This window comes from Citrobacter sp. BDA59-3, from assembly GCF_015167655.1.
Classification (GTDB): Bacteria; Pseudomonadota; Gammaproteobacteria; order Enterobacterales; family Enterobacteriaceae; genus Phytobacter; species Phytobacter diazotrophicus.
The window spans coordinates 5300843-5316678 of the sequence record NZ_CP063427.1; the positions used below are offsets into that span (position 1 = coordinate 5300843).

Consider the following 15836-nt stretch of genomic DNA (forward strand, 5'->3'; position numbering starts at 1 on the left):
ATTCTCTCAGAGCTATAGCAGGATGTATGGGCTTTGGCGCACAAAAAAGCCCCGCCGAAACGGCAGCAAAGTAAACGCAAAACGGCCACCCTGAGGTGACCGTTTTGGTGTTTGCGCCCTCTCGATGTGAAAGAGCGCAGGCGCCCGGTTTGGGCGCCTGCCATAACAGGTATTAGCTGTTTAGCGCAGGACGTTCGCTAATGGCGATCCGTTGTGGCGCAATGACTTCCGGCTCGTTACGGGTCAGGTCAATATGGAGTAAGCCGTTAGCGAAGGTCGCGCCAGAGACTTCCATATTTTCCGCCAGCGTAAAGCTCAGGGTAAAAGGTTGAAGAACCAGCCCCTGGTGCAACCATTTAGGCTCATTGGCCGGTTTTTCCGGCGAACCTTTGATCACTAACCGGGTACCTTCCAGTTGAATATCCAGCTCTTGTTGGTTGAATCCGGCCAGAGCCAGCGTAATGCGGTAATGGTTGTCATCGCCCTTTTCAATGTTATAGGGCGGGAATGTCTGTTGCTCAGTGGTGCTTTGCAGCGCGTTAGCCAGTTTGTCAAAACCGATCCACTGACGCAGCAGCGGGGATAAATCGTAGTTACGCATGATATTTCTCCTTCTAAGAAGCGAGTAAGTTCCTGCAAGCCGGTGGCTCGCATATGCTCCCTGACGGCAAGCATTCAGTTCAGGTAATTAGTTAATCTCAATGCGACGCGGTTTCTTTGCTTCCGGAATAACGCGTTCAAGATCAACGTACAGCAGGCCATTCACCAGATTTGCGCCTTTAACATAAATGTTTTCGGCAAGCTGGAATTTGCGCTCGAAGTTACGTTCGGCGATGCCCTGGTAGAGGTAGGTACGTTCTTTCTGTTCGGTCGCATGCGCGCCTTTCACGATAAGCAGGTTGTCCTGCGCGGTGATGTCCAGTTCGCTTTCCGCGAACCCCGCTACCGCGATCGCGATGCGATAATGGTTTTCGTCAACTAATTCAACGTTGTACGGAGGATAGCCGCCGTTGCTTTGGTTTTGATTGTTTTCCAGCAGGTTGAACAGACGGTCGAAACCAATAGCTGAACGATAAAGCGGAGAGAGATCGAAGTTACGCATAAATAAAGCTCCTGAAATCAGCGAGATTGTCGTTTGCCTTCCACAATGGACAGGCTGCAGTAGCCCAACACCCTTCCGGCGTGTCTTCCGGCTACATTCTTAAAATAGGGGTGACGCTTATGTTTTCAAGGGTCTTTTTCTGACTTTTTTTTGCAGTTTCTCGCGCTTTGCATAGACTGGGATCACAGCACAAAAGGTGAAAGTGCGAATGTCGCCACAGAGCGCAGCATGGAGGCTGTTTATTTCGGCGCAGGACAGATATAACGCCAGCAGCAGTCTTCATACTGCCTATAACGATGATTAATGAATGATGAAAAATACTCTGTTTATTTCGACGCTGCTTAGTGGAATGGTGTTACTCAGTGGTTGCTCCAGCGTGATGTCGCATACCGGAGGCAAGGAAGGCCTGTATCCGGGTATGAAAGCAAGCTCCACGATGTTATCCGACGATGACACCAATATCGGTATGAAATCCCTGGTGGTTCTGGATATGCCTTTTACCGCGGTCATGGATACGATACTGTTGCCGTGGGATATGTTCCGCACCGACAGCTCCGTTAAATCTCGCGTTGAGAAAAGCGAAAAGGCCACCATGGCGACGGACAACGCGATTCCACCCGCCCCCATGGCTAAGCAGTAATTACATACCCGTTTCCGTCATCCAGATCTGGCGGAAACCCGCAATCTCTTCCATCCAGGCGATAGACAGACCGTCCGGCGAGAACACGACGGCGTCGGCAGACGGCGGATTGCCGTGATCGGTTGTCAAAAAGGTGATGTTGCCGCAAGCGGCATCGCACAGCGCGATACGATTATCCAGCACAAAGCCCAACGCCGCCCCCGAAGGATGCCAGTTAAAGGCAGACTGAATGCCCGTTTCCGTGTGGGTTAACTGCTGCGGTTCGCCCCCCTGTGGCGAGATCAGCCAAAGCTGGACAATACCCGCATCATCACGCATTAAAAATGCAATCGCAGTGCCCTGCGGGTTACTGCGCACCCAATGGCGCGGTACGTTAACCAGCCCAGGAAAGGCACGTTGATGGGTAAAGGTCAGGCGCCGTTGCAAAACCCCGGCGGGTGGAGCAGGCAGGCTTGTCGGCGTACCCTCCAGCGGCGTATCACCTGGCTGTTTCCATCCCTGCGCCGATTTCGGCAGGTCCACGATAAACAGCTCCGGCACTTTCTCGCCTGTTAATGACAGCGTATCGCCAATAAAGGCCAGTTTATCGTTGCCCACCCAACCTTCTTCATACGCACGGTTGATCTCATCGCTGCCGGGAGCAGGCGCTGGGGTGGTACGGCTTACCAACACGCTCCAGTGGCTTCCCGCATACTCGCGTGGATGTGTGAGCGGGGGGTGTACCGGGCCAAAAGGTACGGCGACACCGACGTTACGCAAATCCTGCGCCGGGTCCAGCTCATGCATAACATGATCGTTATAGGTAAAACTGACGTTCTCACCGTTGGGGCTAAAGACATGCACATGGCTACCGCCGCGCAGCGCGCCCGGCGTAAAGGGGGGGGTGATGTCCATCGCGTCCAGATTGGCAGTTTTGCCGTCGGCGTGGATGACGCCGCGACGATGGTGAAAATCATAATGCCAGTCAGTATCCGGGTTTTCCGGGCCGTGGATAAAAACGTATTTCTCTTCATGAGGATGAACGGTCACTACGCCAACGTGTGCCCCCTCTTTCGCCTGATAGATAACCTCAACGGCGCCCGTATGGATATTGACGCGTTCAATGGTTTCACCGGTAAAAGACGCGCCGGAGGAGCGTACATCAAACACCAGCCACTGACTGTCCGGTGTCCAGGTGTGAATATTGGTGAGTTGATGGTTGCGCGGCGCGCGAGTGATTTGCTTCATGCGGATACCCTGATGCCCTATTTGGCATCAGGGTAGCGCAAGGCGGGGGAATTAACCTACCCGTTTTACGTCACCGACCAGCAGGATGTAGGAGAGTGCGCCAATCAGCGCCACCACGGAGATATACACCAGCGCCGGGGCAAAACCGTAGCTCTGTGCCAGGTAACCAATCACCAGCGGCACGGTGATACCACCCAGACCGCCGACAAAGTTAAAGACACCGCCCGTCAGCCCGATAAGACGCATCGGCGCAAGGGAGGAGACCAGCGACCAGGTGATAGAGGCGAAACCGTTGCCAAAGAATGCGATGGCCATCAGCGTCATGATCCACATCGGGTCATTGGTGTAGTTCGCGCCCATAATGCAGGTGGAGATCAGCAGGCCGCAGATAATGGGCGTTTTACGCGCCGCGCCAAGGGAGAAGCCTTTGCGCACAAGCCTGTCCGCCAGCCAGCCAGAGAGCAGCACGCCAAAGAACGCGGCGAGGAACGGTACCGTGGTCATAAACCCGGCTTTCAGCGCGGTGATACCTTTTTCCTGGGTCAGATAGTTCGGGAACCAGGTCAGGAAGAACCACAATGTAGAGGTGACGGCGAACTGCCCCAGGTAAACACCGACCAGTTTACGGTGGAACACCAGTTTCCAGTCGGCTTTGGTGAGCGGCTGGCGCGCCTCTTTGGTCACAGGCGCATCGCCATCTACCAGACCACCGCCTTCGCGAATGTATTCCAGCTCTTCATGGGTGACGCTTTTAGTCAGACGCGGCGGCTGATAGACCTTAAACCAGATTAACGACCAGATAATGCCAATCCCGCCGGTAACGATAAATACCCAGTGCCAGCTCAGCAGTTCCTGAATCCAGATAAGCAGCGGGGTAAGAAATGCCAGGCCGACAAACTGACCGGAGGTATAAAAGCCCACGGCGGAAGCGCGTTCGTGTTCCGGGAACCAGCTTGTCACCATGCGGTTGTTAGTCGGAAAGGCGGGCGCTTCAAAAATCCCGGTGATGGCGCGCAGACCAATCAGCGACATTAATCCTGTCGCAAAGCCCTGGAACAGGGTCGCCACCGACCAGCCAAAGATGGCGATAAAATAAGTAAGGCGAGAGCCGACCCGGTCAAGGAACCAACCGCCGGGGATCTGACACAAGGTATAAAGCCAGGCAAAGGCAGAAAAGACATAGCCCATTTCCGCTTTGGTAATACCGAACTCTTGCTGAATATGCGCGGAAGCCACCGCGAGGTTGGCCCTGTCGACATAACAAATAACAACCGTAATAAAGATCATCACCAGCGTCAGATAACGCCGACGACCGACTTTTGCAGCAGTAACTGAAATATCCATCGCAATCTGTCTCCAGATTTTGGGCATAGCGAAGCCGCTCACCATGCCCGGTAAATTACAGAGGGTGTTTGAATTTATTTATTAATTAAAATGCTACACGTAATGCGCTAAATAATTCGTGCCGGGGGACAAAACGCATTAGCGTTTTTGAACAGCGCTTGCGCTGGCCCCAAAGGGGCGAGGCGACAAGCCGAGTAACGCGGCAAGTTTTCACATCCCCGGGAGCATACAAAAGTATGTGACCGGGGTAAGAAAACGCAGCCAACGCGCCACCAGTGCGAAGTATGAAGCGCATTTACCATTCGGCGACGGTGCCGTCTTCATTCCGCCAAACCGGATTACGCCAGTCCGGCGCATTCTGACTTAACGCAATGACTTTCTCTTCATCAATATCCACACCCAGCCCTGGTTTCATCAAGGGTTTAAAGAAACCGCCTTCCATATTGAAATCTTCTTTATTTTTCACGAAGTCGAGCAATTCAGCGCCTTTATTGTAGTGAATGCCCATACTCTGCTCCTGGAATACCGCATTGTGGGAAACGAAATCCACGTGCAGACAGGCCGCCAGCGCCACCGGGCCGAGCGGGCAGTGCGGTGCCAGTGCCACATCATAAGCTTCGGCCATTCCGGCAATTTTATAGCACTCGGTAATCCCGCCAGCGTGGGATAAATCCGGCTGCAATATAGAAATACCACCGCCTTCCAGCACGCGTTTAAATTCAAAACGCGAGAACATACGTTCGCCTGCGGCAATCGGAATATGCGTTTGCGCCGCCAGTCGCGGATAATATTCCGCCTGCTCCGCCAAGACCGGTTCTTCAATAAATAACGGGCGATACTGCTCGAGTTCTTTAATTAATACTTTTGCCATTGGCGCACTGACACGACCATGGAAATCGAGACCGAATTCAATCTCATTGCCAAAGGCTTCACGAATTTGCGCCACGGTATTCACTGCGGCATCTACCGCGCGGGAATTATCAATCACGCCCATCTCTTCGCAACCGTTCAGCTTAAAGGTATCGAAACCGATATTGCGCAGGGTTTTAATGCCGTCGATCACTTCCGCCGGACGGTCACCGCCGACCCAGCTATACGCTTTGATTTTGTCACGCACCAGGCCGCCCATCAGTTGCCAGACCGGCGCGTTATGGACTTTGCCTTTGATATCCCACAGCGCCTGGTCAATACCGGCAATCGCACTCATCAGAATCGGGCCGCCACGGTAAAAACCAGCGCGGTACATCACCTGCCATAAGTCATTGATGCGCGCCGGGTCCTGGCCAATCAGATAATCACTCAGTTCATGCACTGCCGCTTCTACCGTGCGGGCACGTCCTTCGATGACCGGTTCTCCCCAGCCAACCACCCCTTCGTCGGTCTCGATTTTCAGGAACATCCAGCGCGGGGGTAAACGGTAAGTGGTGAGTTTCGTTATTTTCATTTCACTGCCTCTCGATACGCGTTAACAAATGCGGTTGCCTGCTGCACGGTGCGTTCCACGGGCTGCCCGGCACGATACAAATCGCTGCCCAGCCCTGCCCCCACACAGCCAGCCTTAATCCATTGCGCCAGGTTGTCTGGCGTCACCCCACCCACGGCAAAGACCGGTACGTCCGATGGCAAGACCGCTTTCAACGCTTTGATATAGTCCGGGCCAAAGGCCGAAGAGGGGAAAATTTTCAGCGCCTGCGCACCCGCATCAAGCGCGGTAAAAGCTTCGCTGGCAGTCGCACAGCCCGGGCAGACCGTCATGCCGTAGCTCACCGCGCGGCGAATAACCTCAGGCTGAATATTGGGGGTGACGATCAATTTGCAGCCTATCTCAGCCAGTTGGTCAACCTGCTCCGGCTTAAGGACGGTACCCGCGCCGATCAGCGCCTTGTCGCCATACGCCGCGACGATGGCCGGAATGCTTTTTTCCCATTGCGGCGAGTTGAGCGGGATCTCTACCGCATCGAATCCCGCGTCAATGACCGCGCCGACATGCGCCAACGCTTCATCGGGGGTAACGCCACGTAATATTGCGATGAGCGGAAGGTTAGTTTGCCACTGCATGAGCGATGCTCCTTATTCCTGTCTGAAATGCGGTGTCACCAGAAATGACCACAGCTTTGCGGCCAGTCGCTTCCAGCGCCTGTTGATAGCGGCCGGACAGTGCCTTTCCCGCAACGATGGTGACCTGATGATCGATAACGTACTCAGCCATGCTGGCGACTTCGGCGCCAATCAGCAGGCCCGATAAAAACTCGCTAACCTGTTCGCGCGGCAGATTGCCCAGCACGTGAGCAGCACGGACCTCGAACAGTTGCGGCAGAATGGCGGGGGTAGCGAGGCCGCGTTCAAGCCCGGATGTAAAAGCCGCCGATGACGGTTCTTGCTCGGGCAAGCCCGCCCCCACCAGCGAATGGCGCAGCAATAGATGGTGCAATTCACCGGTCATCACGGTGCGAAAATCATGGATTTGCTGTGCATCTGCGCGCACCCATTTGCAATGGGTGCCCGGCATGACATAAACAGAAGAGGGAGAAAGTTCGCGAGCGCCCAGCAGTTGCGTCTCTTCGCCACGCATCACGTTGTGGTTATCGTCGCGAGAAACGCACAGGCCGGGAATAATCCAGACATTGTCGCCAACGGCAGTCAACTGCTCGCCAATGGCGGAGAAAAAGGCAGGAACGGGTAAGTATGGTGCCACTTTCCAGCCAACATTGCTGCCCACCATGCCTGCCATCACGACGGGCGTTTTTTCATCGCGCCAGCCGTGGGTAATTTCTGCTAACACCGCTTGTGGGGATTTACCATTCAGGCGCGTAACACCGGCTTCTGATTGCCTGCTCTCCAGGCATTCCGCACCCTGATAAAGCCAGGCACGTAAGTTGGTCGACCCCCAGTCAATTGCGATGTAGCGAGATGTCATGTGATTTCCTTAAGCCTTCGGGTAGAGCTGGCGATCATGGTGAGCGCCGCCTGCTCTGCTGCATCGCCGTCCTGATGCCGTATCGCATCGAACAGCGCCTTATGTTCCTGGAGCGTTTTTGGCATGTTGGCTTCATCGCCCATCCAGGTTCGTTCAAATACCGCTCTTTGAAGCGAGCTGATTGCCACGGTCAGTTGCTGTAACACCGGGTTATGTACCGACTCCAGTACCGCTTCGTGATAACGAATATCCGCCTCATTGAACGCATCGCGATTCTGGTTGTTCGCAATCATGTCGTTGAGCGCCGCCTCTATTTGCGCCAGATCGCTTGAGGTAGCGCGCTCCGCCGCCCAGCGGGCAATGGCAGGCTCGACCAGATTTCGCACCTCGCTCATCGCGCTGATGAGTCGCGGGTCATAGTCATTTTCCAGTACCCACTGCAGTACTTCGGTATCGAGGTAATTCCACTGATTACGCGGCGCGACAAACGCACCGCGATAGCGTTTTATCTCGATGAGCCTCTTCGCCATTAAGGAGCGAAATACTTCACGAATGATGTTGCGCGAGGTTTCAAACTCCTCGCAGAGTTCTGCTTCTGACGGAAGCGCTGAGCCGGGGACATATTTCCCGCTCACAATCTGGTGCCCTAACGTGATGACGATACGGTCGGTTTTGGTGAGAGTCATGGCATGCCCTTATTCACTGTGTATGCATGCCTACTTTACCTCGACCGGCGATTTTCACCTCATCCTTGCAGTACAAACAGAGCGTACTTTTCTTTTGCTGGAGCTGAATGTAGTACAATAATTTATTGTTGTACTACAATTTAGATCGCAAAATGAACGACAGATCACAAAATTAACCCCCTTCACTTCACCGTAACTTCACCCGAGCCGCTTATCGTCCTTATCAACATGAGGAGGAGATATGCAGCATTTTGATGTGGCGATTATTGGTCTGGGGCCTGCGGGAGCAGCGCTGGCGCGGCAGTTAGCAGGCGGCATGAGCGTGCTGGCGTTAGATAAAAAACAGCAGCAGGGTACGGGCGGATTTATGAAGCCGTGTGGCGGATTGCTGGCCCCGGACGCGCAACGTTCGTTTATCCGTGCCGGGATTACGCTGCCGGTGCAGGTGATGGCCGATCCGCAAATTTTCAGTGTACAAACGCTGGATATGCAAACGGGGATAACGCGTAACTATCAACGCAGTTACGTTAATATCGACCGACACGCCTTTGATTTATGGATGAAATCATTAATCCCCGCTTCGGTCACCGTTCACCACGACGCCTTGTGCAAGAAGGTCTGCCGACAGGATAACCGCTGGCATTTAACGTATGCGGTTGACGGTAAAACCCATGAAGCAACGGCAGATTACCTGGTGGGCGGCGATGGTGCGAACTCGATGGTGCGGCGATTGCTATATCCCGATCATGAGATCCGCAAGTACGTCTCGCTGCAGCAGTGGTTCAAAGACTGTCACCCATCGCCGTTTTATTCCTGTGTGTTTGATAATGAGACAACCGATTGTTATTCATGGAGTATCTGCAAAGACGGTTATTTCATTTTCGGTGGGGCATTTGCCATGAAGGATGGCAGGGAGAATTTTAGCCGCCTCAAGCAGCGCCTTGAACCGTTCGATTTCCGCTTTGGCGACGCGGTGAAAACAGAGAAATGCACAGTGCTGTGCCCGTCCCGCTGGGCAGATTTTGTCTGCGGAAAAGAGAATGCGTTTCTGATTGGCGAAGCGGCAGGGTTTATCAGCGCCAGTTCGCTGGAAGGCATAAGCTATGCACTGGATAGCGCGGAAATCCTGGCAGAGGTGTTGCGCGGAGAAACACAAAACCTCAACGCGGCATACTGGAAGAAAACGCGTCGATTACGCATGAAGTTGCTGGGAAAAGTCATCAAAAACCGCTGCCTGACGACACCCTGGATACGCAGTCTAATCATGAAAAGTGGGATTGGTCATATCCCGGTGCAGCAGCAGACGCCTACGCAGGCAAGGGCATAATCGCCCCTGCCTGGCGGCAGATTAATTGAGTACAAACTTCTCAATGGCATACGCTACGCCATCTTCAAGATTGGATTTGGTGACAAAGTTGGCCACTTCTTTCACCGACGGAATGGCGTTACCCATTGCCACACCCACCCCCGCATACTCGATCATGGCGATGTCGTTTTCCTGATCGCCAAGGGTCATGATCTCTTCGGGTTTGATGCCCAGAACGTCGGCCAGGGATTTCACCCCAGTCCCTTTATTGACGCGCTTATCGAGCATTTCGAGGAAGTACGGCGCGCTTTTCAGCACGGTGTATTTCTCTTTCACTTCTGCCGGGATACGGGCAATGGCTTTATCGAGGATTTCCGGCTCATCAATCATCATCACCTTGAGGAACTGGGTGTTCGGATCCATGTTTTCCGGCTCGCAGAAGACCAGCGGAATAGTGGCGACGTAGGATTCGTGAACCGTGTAGTAGCTGATATCGCGGTTGGCGGTGTAGAGCGTATTGCGGTCAAGCGCATGAAAGTGCGAACCAACGTCACGAGACAGTTTTTCCAGATAGCGGTAATCGTCATAGCTCAGCGCCGTTTGCGTCACCGTGCTGCCGTCATGGGCGTTTTGCACCAGCGCGCCGTTATAAGTGATGCAGTAATCACCTTCCCGTTCCATGTGCAGCTCTTTGACGTAGGCATGAACCCCGGCGTAAGGGCGACCTGTCGTCAGCACCACTTTCACTCCACGTTCGCGTGCAGCCGCAATGGCGTTTTTAACCGCTGGCGAGATGGTGTGGTCCGGCAACAACAGCGTTCCGTCCATGTCGATTGCAATAAGTTTGATAGCCATGAGTTCCCCGGGATAAATGAGTGCTGCCTCATGCTAACGCGATTTAGCCCACAAAAACAGAGCTACATTGCGCAACAAAAGCACCCCTTTTACACCTATCCCAGGGAGCGACGGCTTACTCGCGGGTGAGAACTATTTTGCCAAACGCACCGCGGTCGAGGTGCTCAAGCGCCCTTTCAAGCTCGTTAAAGTGGTAACGGTGCTCAATAACAGGTTTCAGTCCGTTGACATCAACAGCGCGCACAAGATCTTCCAGCGCACGACGGTGACCGACACCAATCCCCTGAACCACCGGCGATTTCAGCAATAGCTCGCTGGCAGAGAGCGATATTTCATTTCCGGCCAGCACACCAATGACCGAGATTCGCCCATGAACCGCTACGGCTCGCAGGGAATGCTTCAGATTTTCCCCGCCCACGGTTTCAATAATATGGTCAATACCGCGATCGTCGGTCAGCGTAAGAATCGCCTCTGCCCAGTCGCCTTTTAACCGGTTAACCCCCTGATAAGCCCCCAACTTTTTGGCCTGCGCCAGTTTTTCATCACTGCCGGACGTGACAAACACGTGCGCACCATGCGCTTTAGCGATTTGCAGCGCGAATATCGCCACACCGCCCGTCCCCTGCACCAGCACCGACTGACCGGCGCGTAAATTTCCCCGCTCCACCAGCGCGAACCAGGCCGTTAACCCTGCACAAGGCAAGGTGCTGGCCTCTGCGTCATCCAGCGTTTCCGGGGCGGCAACCAGCCAGTTTTCATTCATAATCACGTACTCAGCCAGCATGCCCTGGAAGTAACCGCCAAGGGTTCGGTAGGGCAAATGGCGTGCGTCCGCTTTTGGCTTGCCGTCGATCCACTCCGGGAAGAAGCTGGAGATGACGCGTGCCCCGGATTTGAAACGTGTGACGCCCTCGCCCGTACTGTCCACGACGCCCGCCATGTCAGAAGCCGGCGTAAAGGGGAAGGAGCGCGAAATTGGCATGTTGCCTTCAATGACCATTTTATCGCGATAGTTGAGCGCAACGGCATTCACCCGTACACGGACTTCACCGGGGCCAGGTTGCGGAAGGGGTACCTCGGTAAGTCTGAGGTTTTCGCGCCCGAGGGCGTCCATTGACCAGCGTTGTATCGTCTCTGTCATCGTATTTCTCCTGCTATCAAATGAGTTTCAGTACCGACAGTCTATCGTTGACTCAGTGTCGCCAGTGGCGATAAGTTTTCTCTTTATTGATGCCATAATGGATACAATTGATGAGCGATACGCTAAAGGACATTCCGGTTTTCGTGGCGGCCGTTGAAGCAGGCAGTTTTGCTCAGACCGCTGTCCGCCTGCATTTGTCGCGCTCGGCAGTGGGAAAAAGCATCGCCCGGCTTGAACAACGGCTTGGGGTGCGTCTGTTTCAGCGCACCACCCGCAGCCAGCGGCTGACCGATAACGGCGCGCTTTTTTATGAGCGTTGCCTGCGCGCACTGGAGGAGATCCGTAGCGCAGAATCGCTACTGGAAACAGGGAAGCAGCAGGTGAGTGGCCGTCTGCGTGTAGCGATGCCGGTGCTCTTTGGTCGTCAGTGCGTCGCTCCGCTGCTGATAACGCTGGCGCAAGAGCATCCGGGGCTTGAGCTGGAAATGTCATTCAGCGACAGGGTGGTGGATCTCGTGGAGGAAGGATTCGATATGGCGGTGCGTAACGGCATACTGGCAGACAGCACCGTGCTGGCCGCCAGAAAGCTGGGAGAGCACCAAATGGTTCTGTGCGCCGCGCCGGATTATCTGAGGAGAAAAGGTCATCCTGAAACCGTTGCCGATTTACGTCAGCATACGGCCATTAACTATCTGCAGGCAGGCAGAATTTTACCCTGGCAGCTTGCGGACAACGAAGGAAAACCGCAAACCCTTGTTCTGCGATCATCACTCAATATGGATGATTTACAGGCGATCTGCGACGCAGCAATAGCCGGACACGGCATTGCATGGTTGCCCTGCTGGATGGCAAGCAAAGAGATTCAAAATGGAAAACTCACCCTGCTTTTCAGGCAGGCACCGAATGTACGCTTTGACGTTCATGCAGTCTGGCAGAAGACGCCGCACCTGCCGCTGAGGGTGAGAATTGCCATAGACACACTGGTGAGCCGCTTACCGGCGGCGATGTCGCTGGATTTTCCAGATCCTATAAAAAAGCCGCGCTAAAAGCGCGGCTCAGATATAGCTGTACAACGATGATTAAATATCGATATTCGCCGCTTTCAGGGCGTTCTCTTCGATAAAGGCACGGCGCGGTTCAACGGCATCACCCATCAGGGTGGTGAACAACTGGTCGGCGGCAATCGCATCTTTAACGGTCACGCGCAGCATGCGACGGCTTTCCGGATCCATGGTGGTTTCCCATAGCTGATCCGGGTTCATCTCGCCCAGACCTTTATAACGCTGGATAGCAAGACCACGACGGGACTCTTTAACCAGCCAGTCCAGCGCCTGCTCAAAGCTGGCGATCGGCTGCTTACGCTCACCGCGTTCGATAAACGCATCGTCTTCGATCAGACCACGCAGTTTTTCACCGAGCGTGCAGAGACGGCGATATTCGCCCCCGGCGATAAATTCATTATCCAGCGGATAATCCGTATCGACACCGTGGGTACGCACGCGAATAATCGGCTCGAAATGGTTCAGTTCCGCATTTTCGCGAATATCGAACTTCCAGGTGCTACCGTGCTGCTCTTTCTCGTTCAGCTCGGTGACCAGCGCATTCACCCAGCGGGTAACGGCCTGCTCGTTGCTCAGATCGGCTTCGGCCAGCGTTGGCTGGTACACCAGCTCTTTCAGCAGTGCGCGCGGGAAGCGACGTTCCATACGGCCAATCATCTTCTGCGCGGCATTGTATTCAGAGACCAGTTTTTCCAGCGCTTCACCGGCCAGGGCTGGTGCGCCTTCGGTCGTGTGCAGAGTTGCACCGTCCAGAGCGATAGCGATTTGATACTGATCCATCGCCTCATCGTCTTTGATGTACTGTTCCTGTTTGCCTTTTTTCACTTTGTACAGCGGTGGCTGGGCAATATAGACATGGCCACGCTCAATGATTTCCGGCATCTGACGATAGAAGAAGGTCAACAGCAGCGTACGGATGTGCGAGCCGTCGACGTCCGCATCGGTCATGATAATGATGCTGTGATAACGCAATTTGTCCGGATTGTACTCGTCGCGACCGATACCGCAGCCGAGCGCGGTGATGAGCGTCGCCACTTCCTGAGAAGAGAGCATCTTGTCGAAGCGTGCCTTCTCAACGTTAAGGATTTTACCTTTCAGCGGCAGAATCGCCTGGTTCTTACGGTTACGCCCCTGCTTCGCAGAGCCGCCCGCAGAGTCCCCTTCCACCAGGTACAGTTCAGACAGCGCCGGGTCGCGTTCCTGACAGTCCGCCAGTTTGCCCGGCAGGCCCGCTAAGTCGAGTGCGCCTTTACGGCGGGTCATTTCACGGGCTTTACGCGCCGCTTCACGGGCACGCGCCGCATCAATAATTTTACCAACCACGATCTTCGCATCGGACGGGTTTTCCAGCAGGTATTCGCTCAGCAGTTCGTTCATCTGCTGTTCAACCGCCGATTTCACCTCAGAGGAGACCAGCTTGTCTTTGGTCTGCGAGGAGAATTTCGGGTCCGGCACCTTCACGGAAACGACCGCAATCAGGCCTTCACGGGCATCGTCACCGGTGGCGCTGACTTTCGCTTTTTTGCTGTAGCCTTCTTTATCCATGTAGGCGTTCAGGGTACGGGTCATCGCCGCACGGAAGCCTGCAAGGTGGGTACCGCCGTCGCGCTGCGGAATGTTATTGGTAAAGCAGTAGATGTTTTCCTGGAAACCATCGTTCCACTGCAGCGCCACTTCAACACCAATACCGTCTTTTTCGGTGGAGAAGTAGAAGATATTCGGGTGGATCGGCGTTTTATTCTTGTTGAGATATTCAACAAATGCCTTGATGCCGCCTTCGTAGTGGAAATGGTCTTCTTTGCCGTCGCGCTTGTCTTTCAGGCGGATGGATACGCCGGAGTTCAGGAAGGACAGCTCGCGCAGACGTTTCGCCAGAATTTCATACTCAAATTCGGTGACGTTGGTGAAGGTTTCATAGCTCGGCCAGAAACGCACCATGGTACCGGTTTTTTCTGTATCACCGGTCACGGCCAGCGGCGCCTGCGGCACACCGTGTTCGTAGATCTGACGGTGAACTTTATTATCACGCTGGATAACCAGCTCCAGTTTCTGTGACAGGGCGTTAACCACTGAAACGCCTACGCCGTGCAGACCACCGGATACTTTATAGGAGTTATCATCGAACTTACCGCCCGCGTGCAGCACGGTCATGATGACTTCGGCTGCTGAGACACCCTCTTCCGGGTGAATACCGGTTGGGATCCCACGACCGTCATCCTGTACGGAGACGGAGTTATCGCTGTGGATCGTGACAACGATGTCTTTACAGTAACCTGCGAGCGCTTCGTCGATAGCGTTATCTACCACCTCGAATACCATGTGGTGCAGACCGGTGCCGTCATCCGTATCGCCGATATACATACCCGGGCGCTTACGCACCGCATCCAGCCCTTTCAGGACTTTGATACTGGAGGAGTCATAAGAATTCGACATCAACGTTTCTCGCTCATTTTGTCTTGGGTTAATCCGTTATTTTACCCTTTTCCACGGTGAACATCTTCGAATTTTTGTCCGACATGTCCAGTACGTGTTCAGCGCTGATGGCGCTGACGAAAACTTGTGATTGCGTGGCTTTTAAGCGGCTGGCAAGCAGTCCGCGACGCGCATCATCCAGCTCCGAGGCAAAATCATCTATCAGGTACAAACAGCGGCGACCGCTCTCGCGGGTTAAAAATTCCCCCTGCGCCAGACGTAGCGCACACATCAGGAGTTTTAGCTGCCCACGGGAAAGCGTATCTTCCACCGGCGCGCCGTCGGCACGTATACGGAAATCCGCTTTGTGCGGGCCGTGTGCGGTGTAAGTCAGCAGGCGATCGCGTTCGAAGTTCTTCTCCAGCACCTCGGCATAATCCGTCTCTTTCTCCCAGCCGCGCTGGAAAGAAAAGGTCAGAGAGAACTCCGGTAAAAATTGTTTGCAGGTGTCGGCCATATCTTCGGCGATACCGGCACTGTATTCGGCACGCCACAGGCTGATTTGTTCCGCCAGCGGAATCAGTTCTTTATCCCACGGGCGCAACTGGCCGTAGTGGCTTACCTGCCGTAGCGCGGCATTACGCTGTTTGAGCAGCCGCTTCAGGTTGCTCCAGGCGGTAAAGAATCCGGCTTCGTTGTGAAAGCATCCCCAGTCGAGAAATGCTCTTCTGTATTTGGGGCCGCCGTTGAGTAATGTAAACCCCTCAGGCGTAATCAACTGCATTGGCATCAGCAGCGCCAGTTCCGCGACCTTGTGGCCATCCGTTCCGTCGATACGCACGGTGCTGTCGCCTTGTTTGTCTTTCGTCAGACCAATGGCGATTTCCCGCTCCGCCTCCTGTAAACGCCCGTGCAGAATAAATGACTCCTGCTCATGGCGAATGACGCGGCCTATTTGCAAACTGCGAAACGCCCGGCCATGACCAAGCGTATAGATAGCTTCCAGCACGCTGGTTTTGCCGCTGCCGTTCGCGCCAACCAGGAAGTTAAAGCCGGGAGATAAGGCGAGATCCGCATTTTCAATATTGCGGAAGTCTTTGATTAGGAGTCGGGATAGCGACATATCAGCTCGTCATCATTCAAAG

15 protein-coding genes and 1 other annotated feature are annotated in these 15836 nt (G+C 54.3%); of the genes, 3 read left to right on the forward strand and 12 right to left on the reverse strand.

Features of this window, described 5'->3' with window-relative positions; translation table 11 throughout:
- Positions 1-172 precede the first annotated feature (172 nt).
- Together ibpB and ibpA are read right to left on the reverse strand one after the other, a co-directional pair.
- Entirely contained in the window at positions 173-601 is a 429-nt protein-coding gene (gene ibpB, locus IP582_RS24990; protein WP_193794737.1) for a small heat shock chaperone IbpB, read from the reverse strand.
- A gap of 87 nt (positions 602-688) precedes the next feature.
- On the reverse strand, positions 689-1102 hold the full coding sequence (gene ibpA / locus IP582_RS24995; RefSeq protein WP_039080040.1) for a small heat shock chaperone IbpA: 414 nt from the start codon (positions 1100-1102) through the stop codon (positions 689-691).
- Positions 1096-1170 (reverse strand) — a sequence feature (ROSE (Repression Of Heat Shock gene Expression) occurs in the 5'-region of heat shock genes and acts as an RNA thermometer to modulate expression.). (Overlaps the previous gene by 7 nt.)
- 239 nt (positions 1171-1409) lie before the next feature.
- Here ibpA and IP582_RS25000 point away from each other — a divergent pair.
- Positions 1410-1742, forward strand: a complete 333-nt coding sequence (locus tag IP582_RS25000; RefSeq protein ID WP_107222677.1) for a YceK/YidQ family lipoprotein — start codon at positions 1410-1412, stop codon at positions 1740-1742.
- Here IP582_RS25000 and IP582_RS25005 read toward each other — a convergent pair whose 3' ends face one another.
- The 6 genes from IP582_RS25005 to dgoR form a co-directional block, all read right to left on the reverse strand.
- Positions 1743-2969 (reverse strand): DUF3748 domain-containing protein, encoded by a 1227-nt coding sequence (locus tag IP582_RS25005; RefSeq protein ID WP_193794738.1) that lies wholly within the window; start codon positions 2967-2969, stop codon positions 1743-1745. It abuts the gene before it with no gap.
- Between the two features lie 51 nt (positions 2970-3020).
- Positions 3021-4358, reverse strand: coding sequence for an MFS transporter (locus IP582_RS25010; protein WP_193794739.1), 1338 nt, complete (start codon positions 4356-4358; stop codon positions 3021-3023).
- A gap of 250 nt (positions 4359-4608) precedes the next feature.
- Complete coding sequence (gene dgoD, locus IP582_RS25015) at positions 4609-5757, reverse strand: galactonate dehydratase (protein WP_107222679.1); 1149 nt, start codon at positions 5755-5757, stop codon at positions 4609-4611.
- Entirely contained in the window at positions 5754-6371 is a 618-nt protein-coding gene (locus tag IP582_RS25020; RefSeq protein WP_110295990.1) for a 2-dehydro-3-deoxy-6-phosphogalactonate aldolase, read from the reverse strand. Before IP582_RS25020 ends, dgoD begins: the two co-directional genes overlap by 4 nt.
- Positions 6355-7230 carry a 2-dehydro-3-deoxygalactonokinase gene (locus tag IP582_RS25025; protein ID WP_193794740.1) on the reverse strand — a complete coding sequence of 292 codons (876 nt, stop codon included), beginning with the start codon at positions 7228-7230 and terminating at the stop codon, positions 6355-6357. The genes IP582_RS25020 and IP582_RS25025 overlap by 17 nt, the downstream gene beginning before the upstream one ends.
- Complete coding sequence (gene dgoR / locus IP582_RS25030) at positions 7227-7916, reverse strand: D-galactonate utilization transcriptional regulator DgoR (RefSeq protein WP_039080034.1); 690 nt, start codon at positions 7914-7916, stop codon at positions 7227-7229. The genes IP582_RS25025 and dgoR overlap by 4 nt, the downstream gene beginning before the upstream one ends.
- Positions 7917-8157: 241 nt before the next feature.
- On the opposite strand from dgoR, the gene IP582_RS25035 reads away from it, so the two are divergent.
- The gene (locus IP582_RS25035) at positions 8158-9243 is read left to right on the forward strand and encodes an FAD-binding protein (protein WP_193794741.1); all 1086 of its coding nucleotides are present in this window, start codon (positions 8158-8160) and stop codon (positions 9241-9243) included.
- Between the two features lie 21 nt (positions 9244-9264).
- On the opposite strand, the gene yidA is transcribed toward IP582_RS25035, so the two are convergent.
- Positions 9265-10077, reverse strand: coding sequence for a sugar-phosphatase (yidA, locus tag IP582_RS25040; protein ID WP_039080032.1), 813 nt, complete (start codon positions 10075-10077; stop codon positions 9265-9267).
- Positions 10078-10192: 115 nt separating this feature from the next.
- Positions 10193-11218, reverse strand: a complete 1026-nt coding sequence (locus tag IP582_RS25045) for an NAD(P)-dependent alcohol dehydrogenase (protein ID WP_071195133.1) — start codon at positions 11216-11218, stop codon at positions 10193-10195.
- A gap of 110 nt (positions 11219-11328) precedes the next feature.
- Between IP582_RS25045 and IP582_RS25050 the strand changes: the two genes are divergently transcribed.
- A complete protein-coding gene (locus IP582_RS25050) occupies positions 11329-12264 on the forward strand; it encodes a LysR family transcriptional regulator (RefSeq protein ID WP_193794742.1) in 936 nt (311 codons plus the stop codon).
- Positions 12265-12297: 33 nt separating this feature from the next.
- Here IP582_RS25050 and gyrB read toward each other — a convergent pair whose 3' ends face one another.
- Together gyrB and recF are read right to left on the reverse strand one after the other, a co-directional pair.
- Positions 12298-14712: a DNA topoisomerase (ATP-hydrolyzing) subunit B gene (gyrB, locus tag IP582_RS25055; protein ID WP_193794743.1), complete on the reverse strand. Its 2415-nt coding sequence runs from the start codon at positions 14710-14712 to the stop codon at positions 12298-12300.
- 28 nt (positions 14713-14740) lie between these two features.
- Positions 14741-15814: a DNA replication/repair protein RecF gene (gene recF / locus IP582_RS25060; protein ID WP_039080028.1), complete on the reverse strand. Its 1074-nt coding sequence runs from the start codon at positions 15812-15814 to the stop codon at positions 14741-14743.
- Between the last annotated feature and the right edge of the window lie 22 nt (positions 15815-15836).

Coding starts and splice junctions, on each gene's coding strand:
- ibpB (WP_193794737.1), bottom strand. CDS start 601: ATGCGTAACTACGATTTATCCCCGCTGCTGCGTCAGTGGATCGGTTTT.
- ibpA (WP_039080040.1), bottom strand. CDS start 1,102: ATGCGTAACTTCGATCTCTCTCCGCTTTATCGTTCAGCTATTGGTTTC.
- IP582_RS25000 (WP_107222677.1), top strand. CDS start 1,410: ATGATGAAAAATACTCTGTTTATTTCGACGCTGCTTAGTGGAATGGTG.
- IP582_RS25005 (WP_193794738.1), bottom strand. CDS start 2,969: ATGAAGCAAATCACTCGCGCGCCGCGCAACCATCAACTCACCAATATT.
- IP582_RS25010 (WP_193794739.1), bottom strand. CDS start 4,358: ATGGTGAGCGGCTTCGCTATGCCCAAAATCTGGAGACAGATTGCGATG.
- dgoD (WP_107222679.1), bottom strand. CDS start 5,757: ATGAAAATAACGAAACTCACCACTTACCGTTTACCCCCGCGCTGGATG.
- IP582_RS25020 (WP_110295990.1), bottom strand. CDS start 6,371: ATGCAGTGGCAAACTAACCTTCCGCTCATCGCAATATTACGTGGCGTT.
- IP582_RS25025 (WP_193794740.1), bottom strand. CDS start 7,230: ATGACATCTCGCTACATCGCAATTGACTGGGGGTCGACCAACTTACGT.
- dgoR (WP_039080034.1), bottom strand. CDS start 7,916: ATGACTCTCACCAAAACCGACCGTATCGTCATCACGTTAGGGCACCAG.
- IP582_RS25035 (WP_193794741.1), top strand. CDS start 8,158: ATGCAGCATTTTGATGTGGCGATTATTGGTCTGGGGCCTGCGGGAGCA.
- yidA (WP_039080032.1), bottom strand. CDS start 10,077: ATGGCTATCAAACTTATTGCAATCGACATGGACGGAACGCTGTTGTTG.
- IP582_RS25045 (WP_071195133.1), bottom strand. CDS start 11,218: ATGACAGAGACGATACAACGCTGGTCAATGGACGCCCTCGGGCGCGAA.
- IP582_RS25050 (WP_193794742.1), top strand. CDS start 11,329: ATGAGCGATACGCTAAAGGACATTCCGGTTTTCGTGGCGGCCGTTGAA.
- gyrB (WP_193794743.1), bottom strand. CDS start 14,712: ATGTCGAATTCTTATGACTCCTCCAGTATCAAAGTCCTGAAAGGGCTG.
- recF (WP_039080028.1), bottom strand. CDS start 15,814: ATGTCGCTATCCCGACTCCTAATCAAAGACTTCCGCAATATTGAAAAT.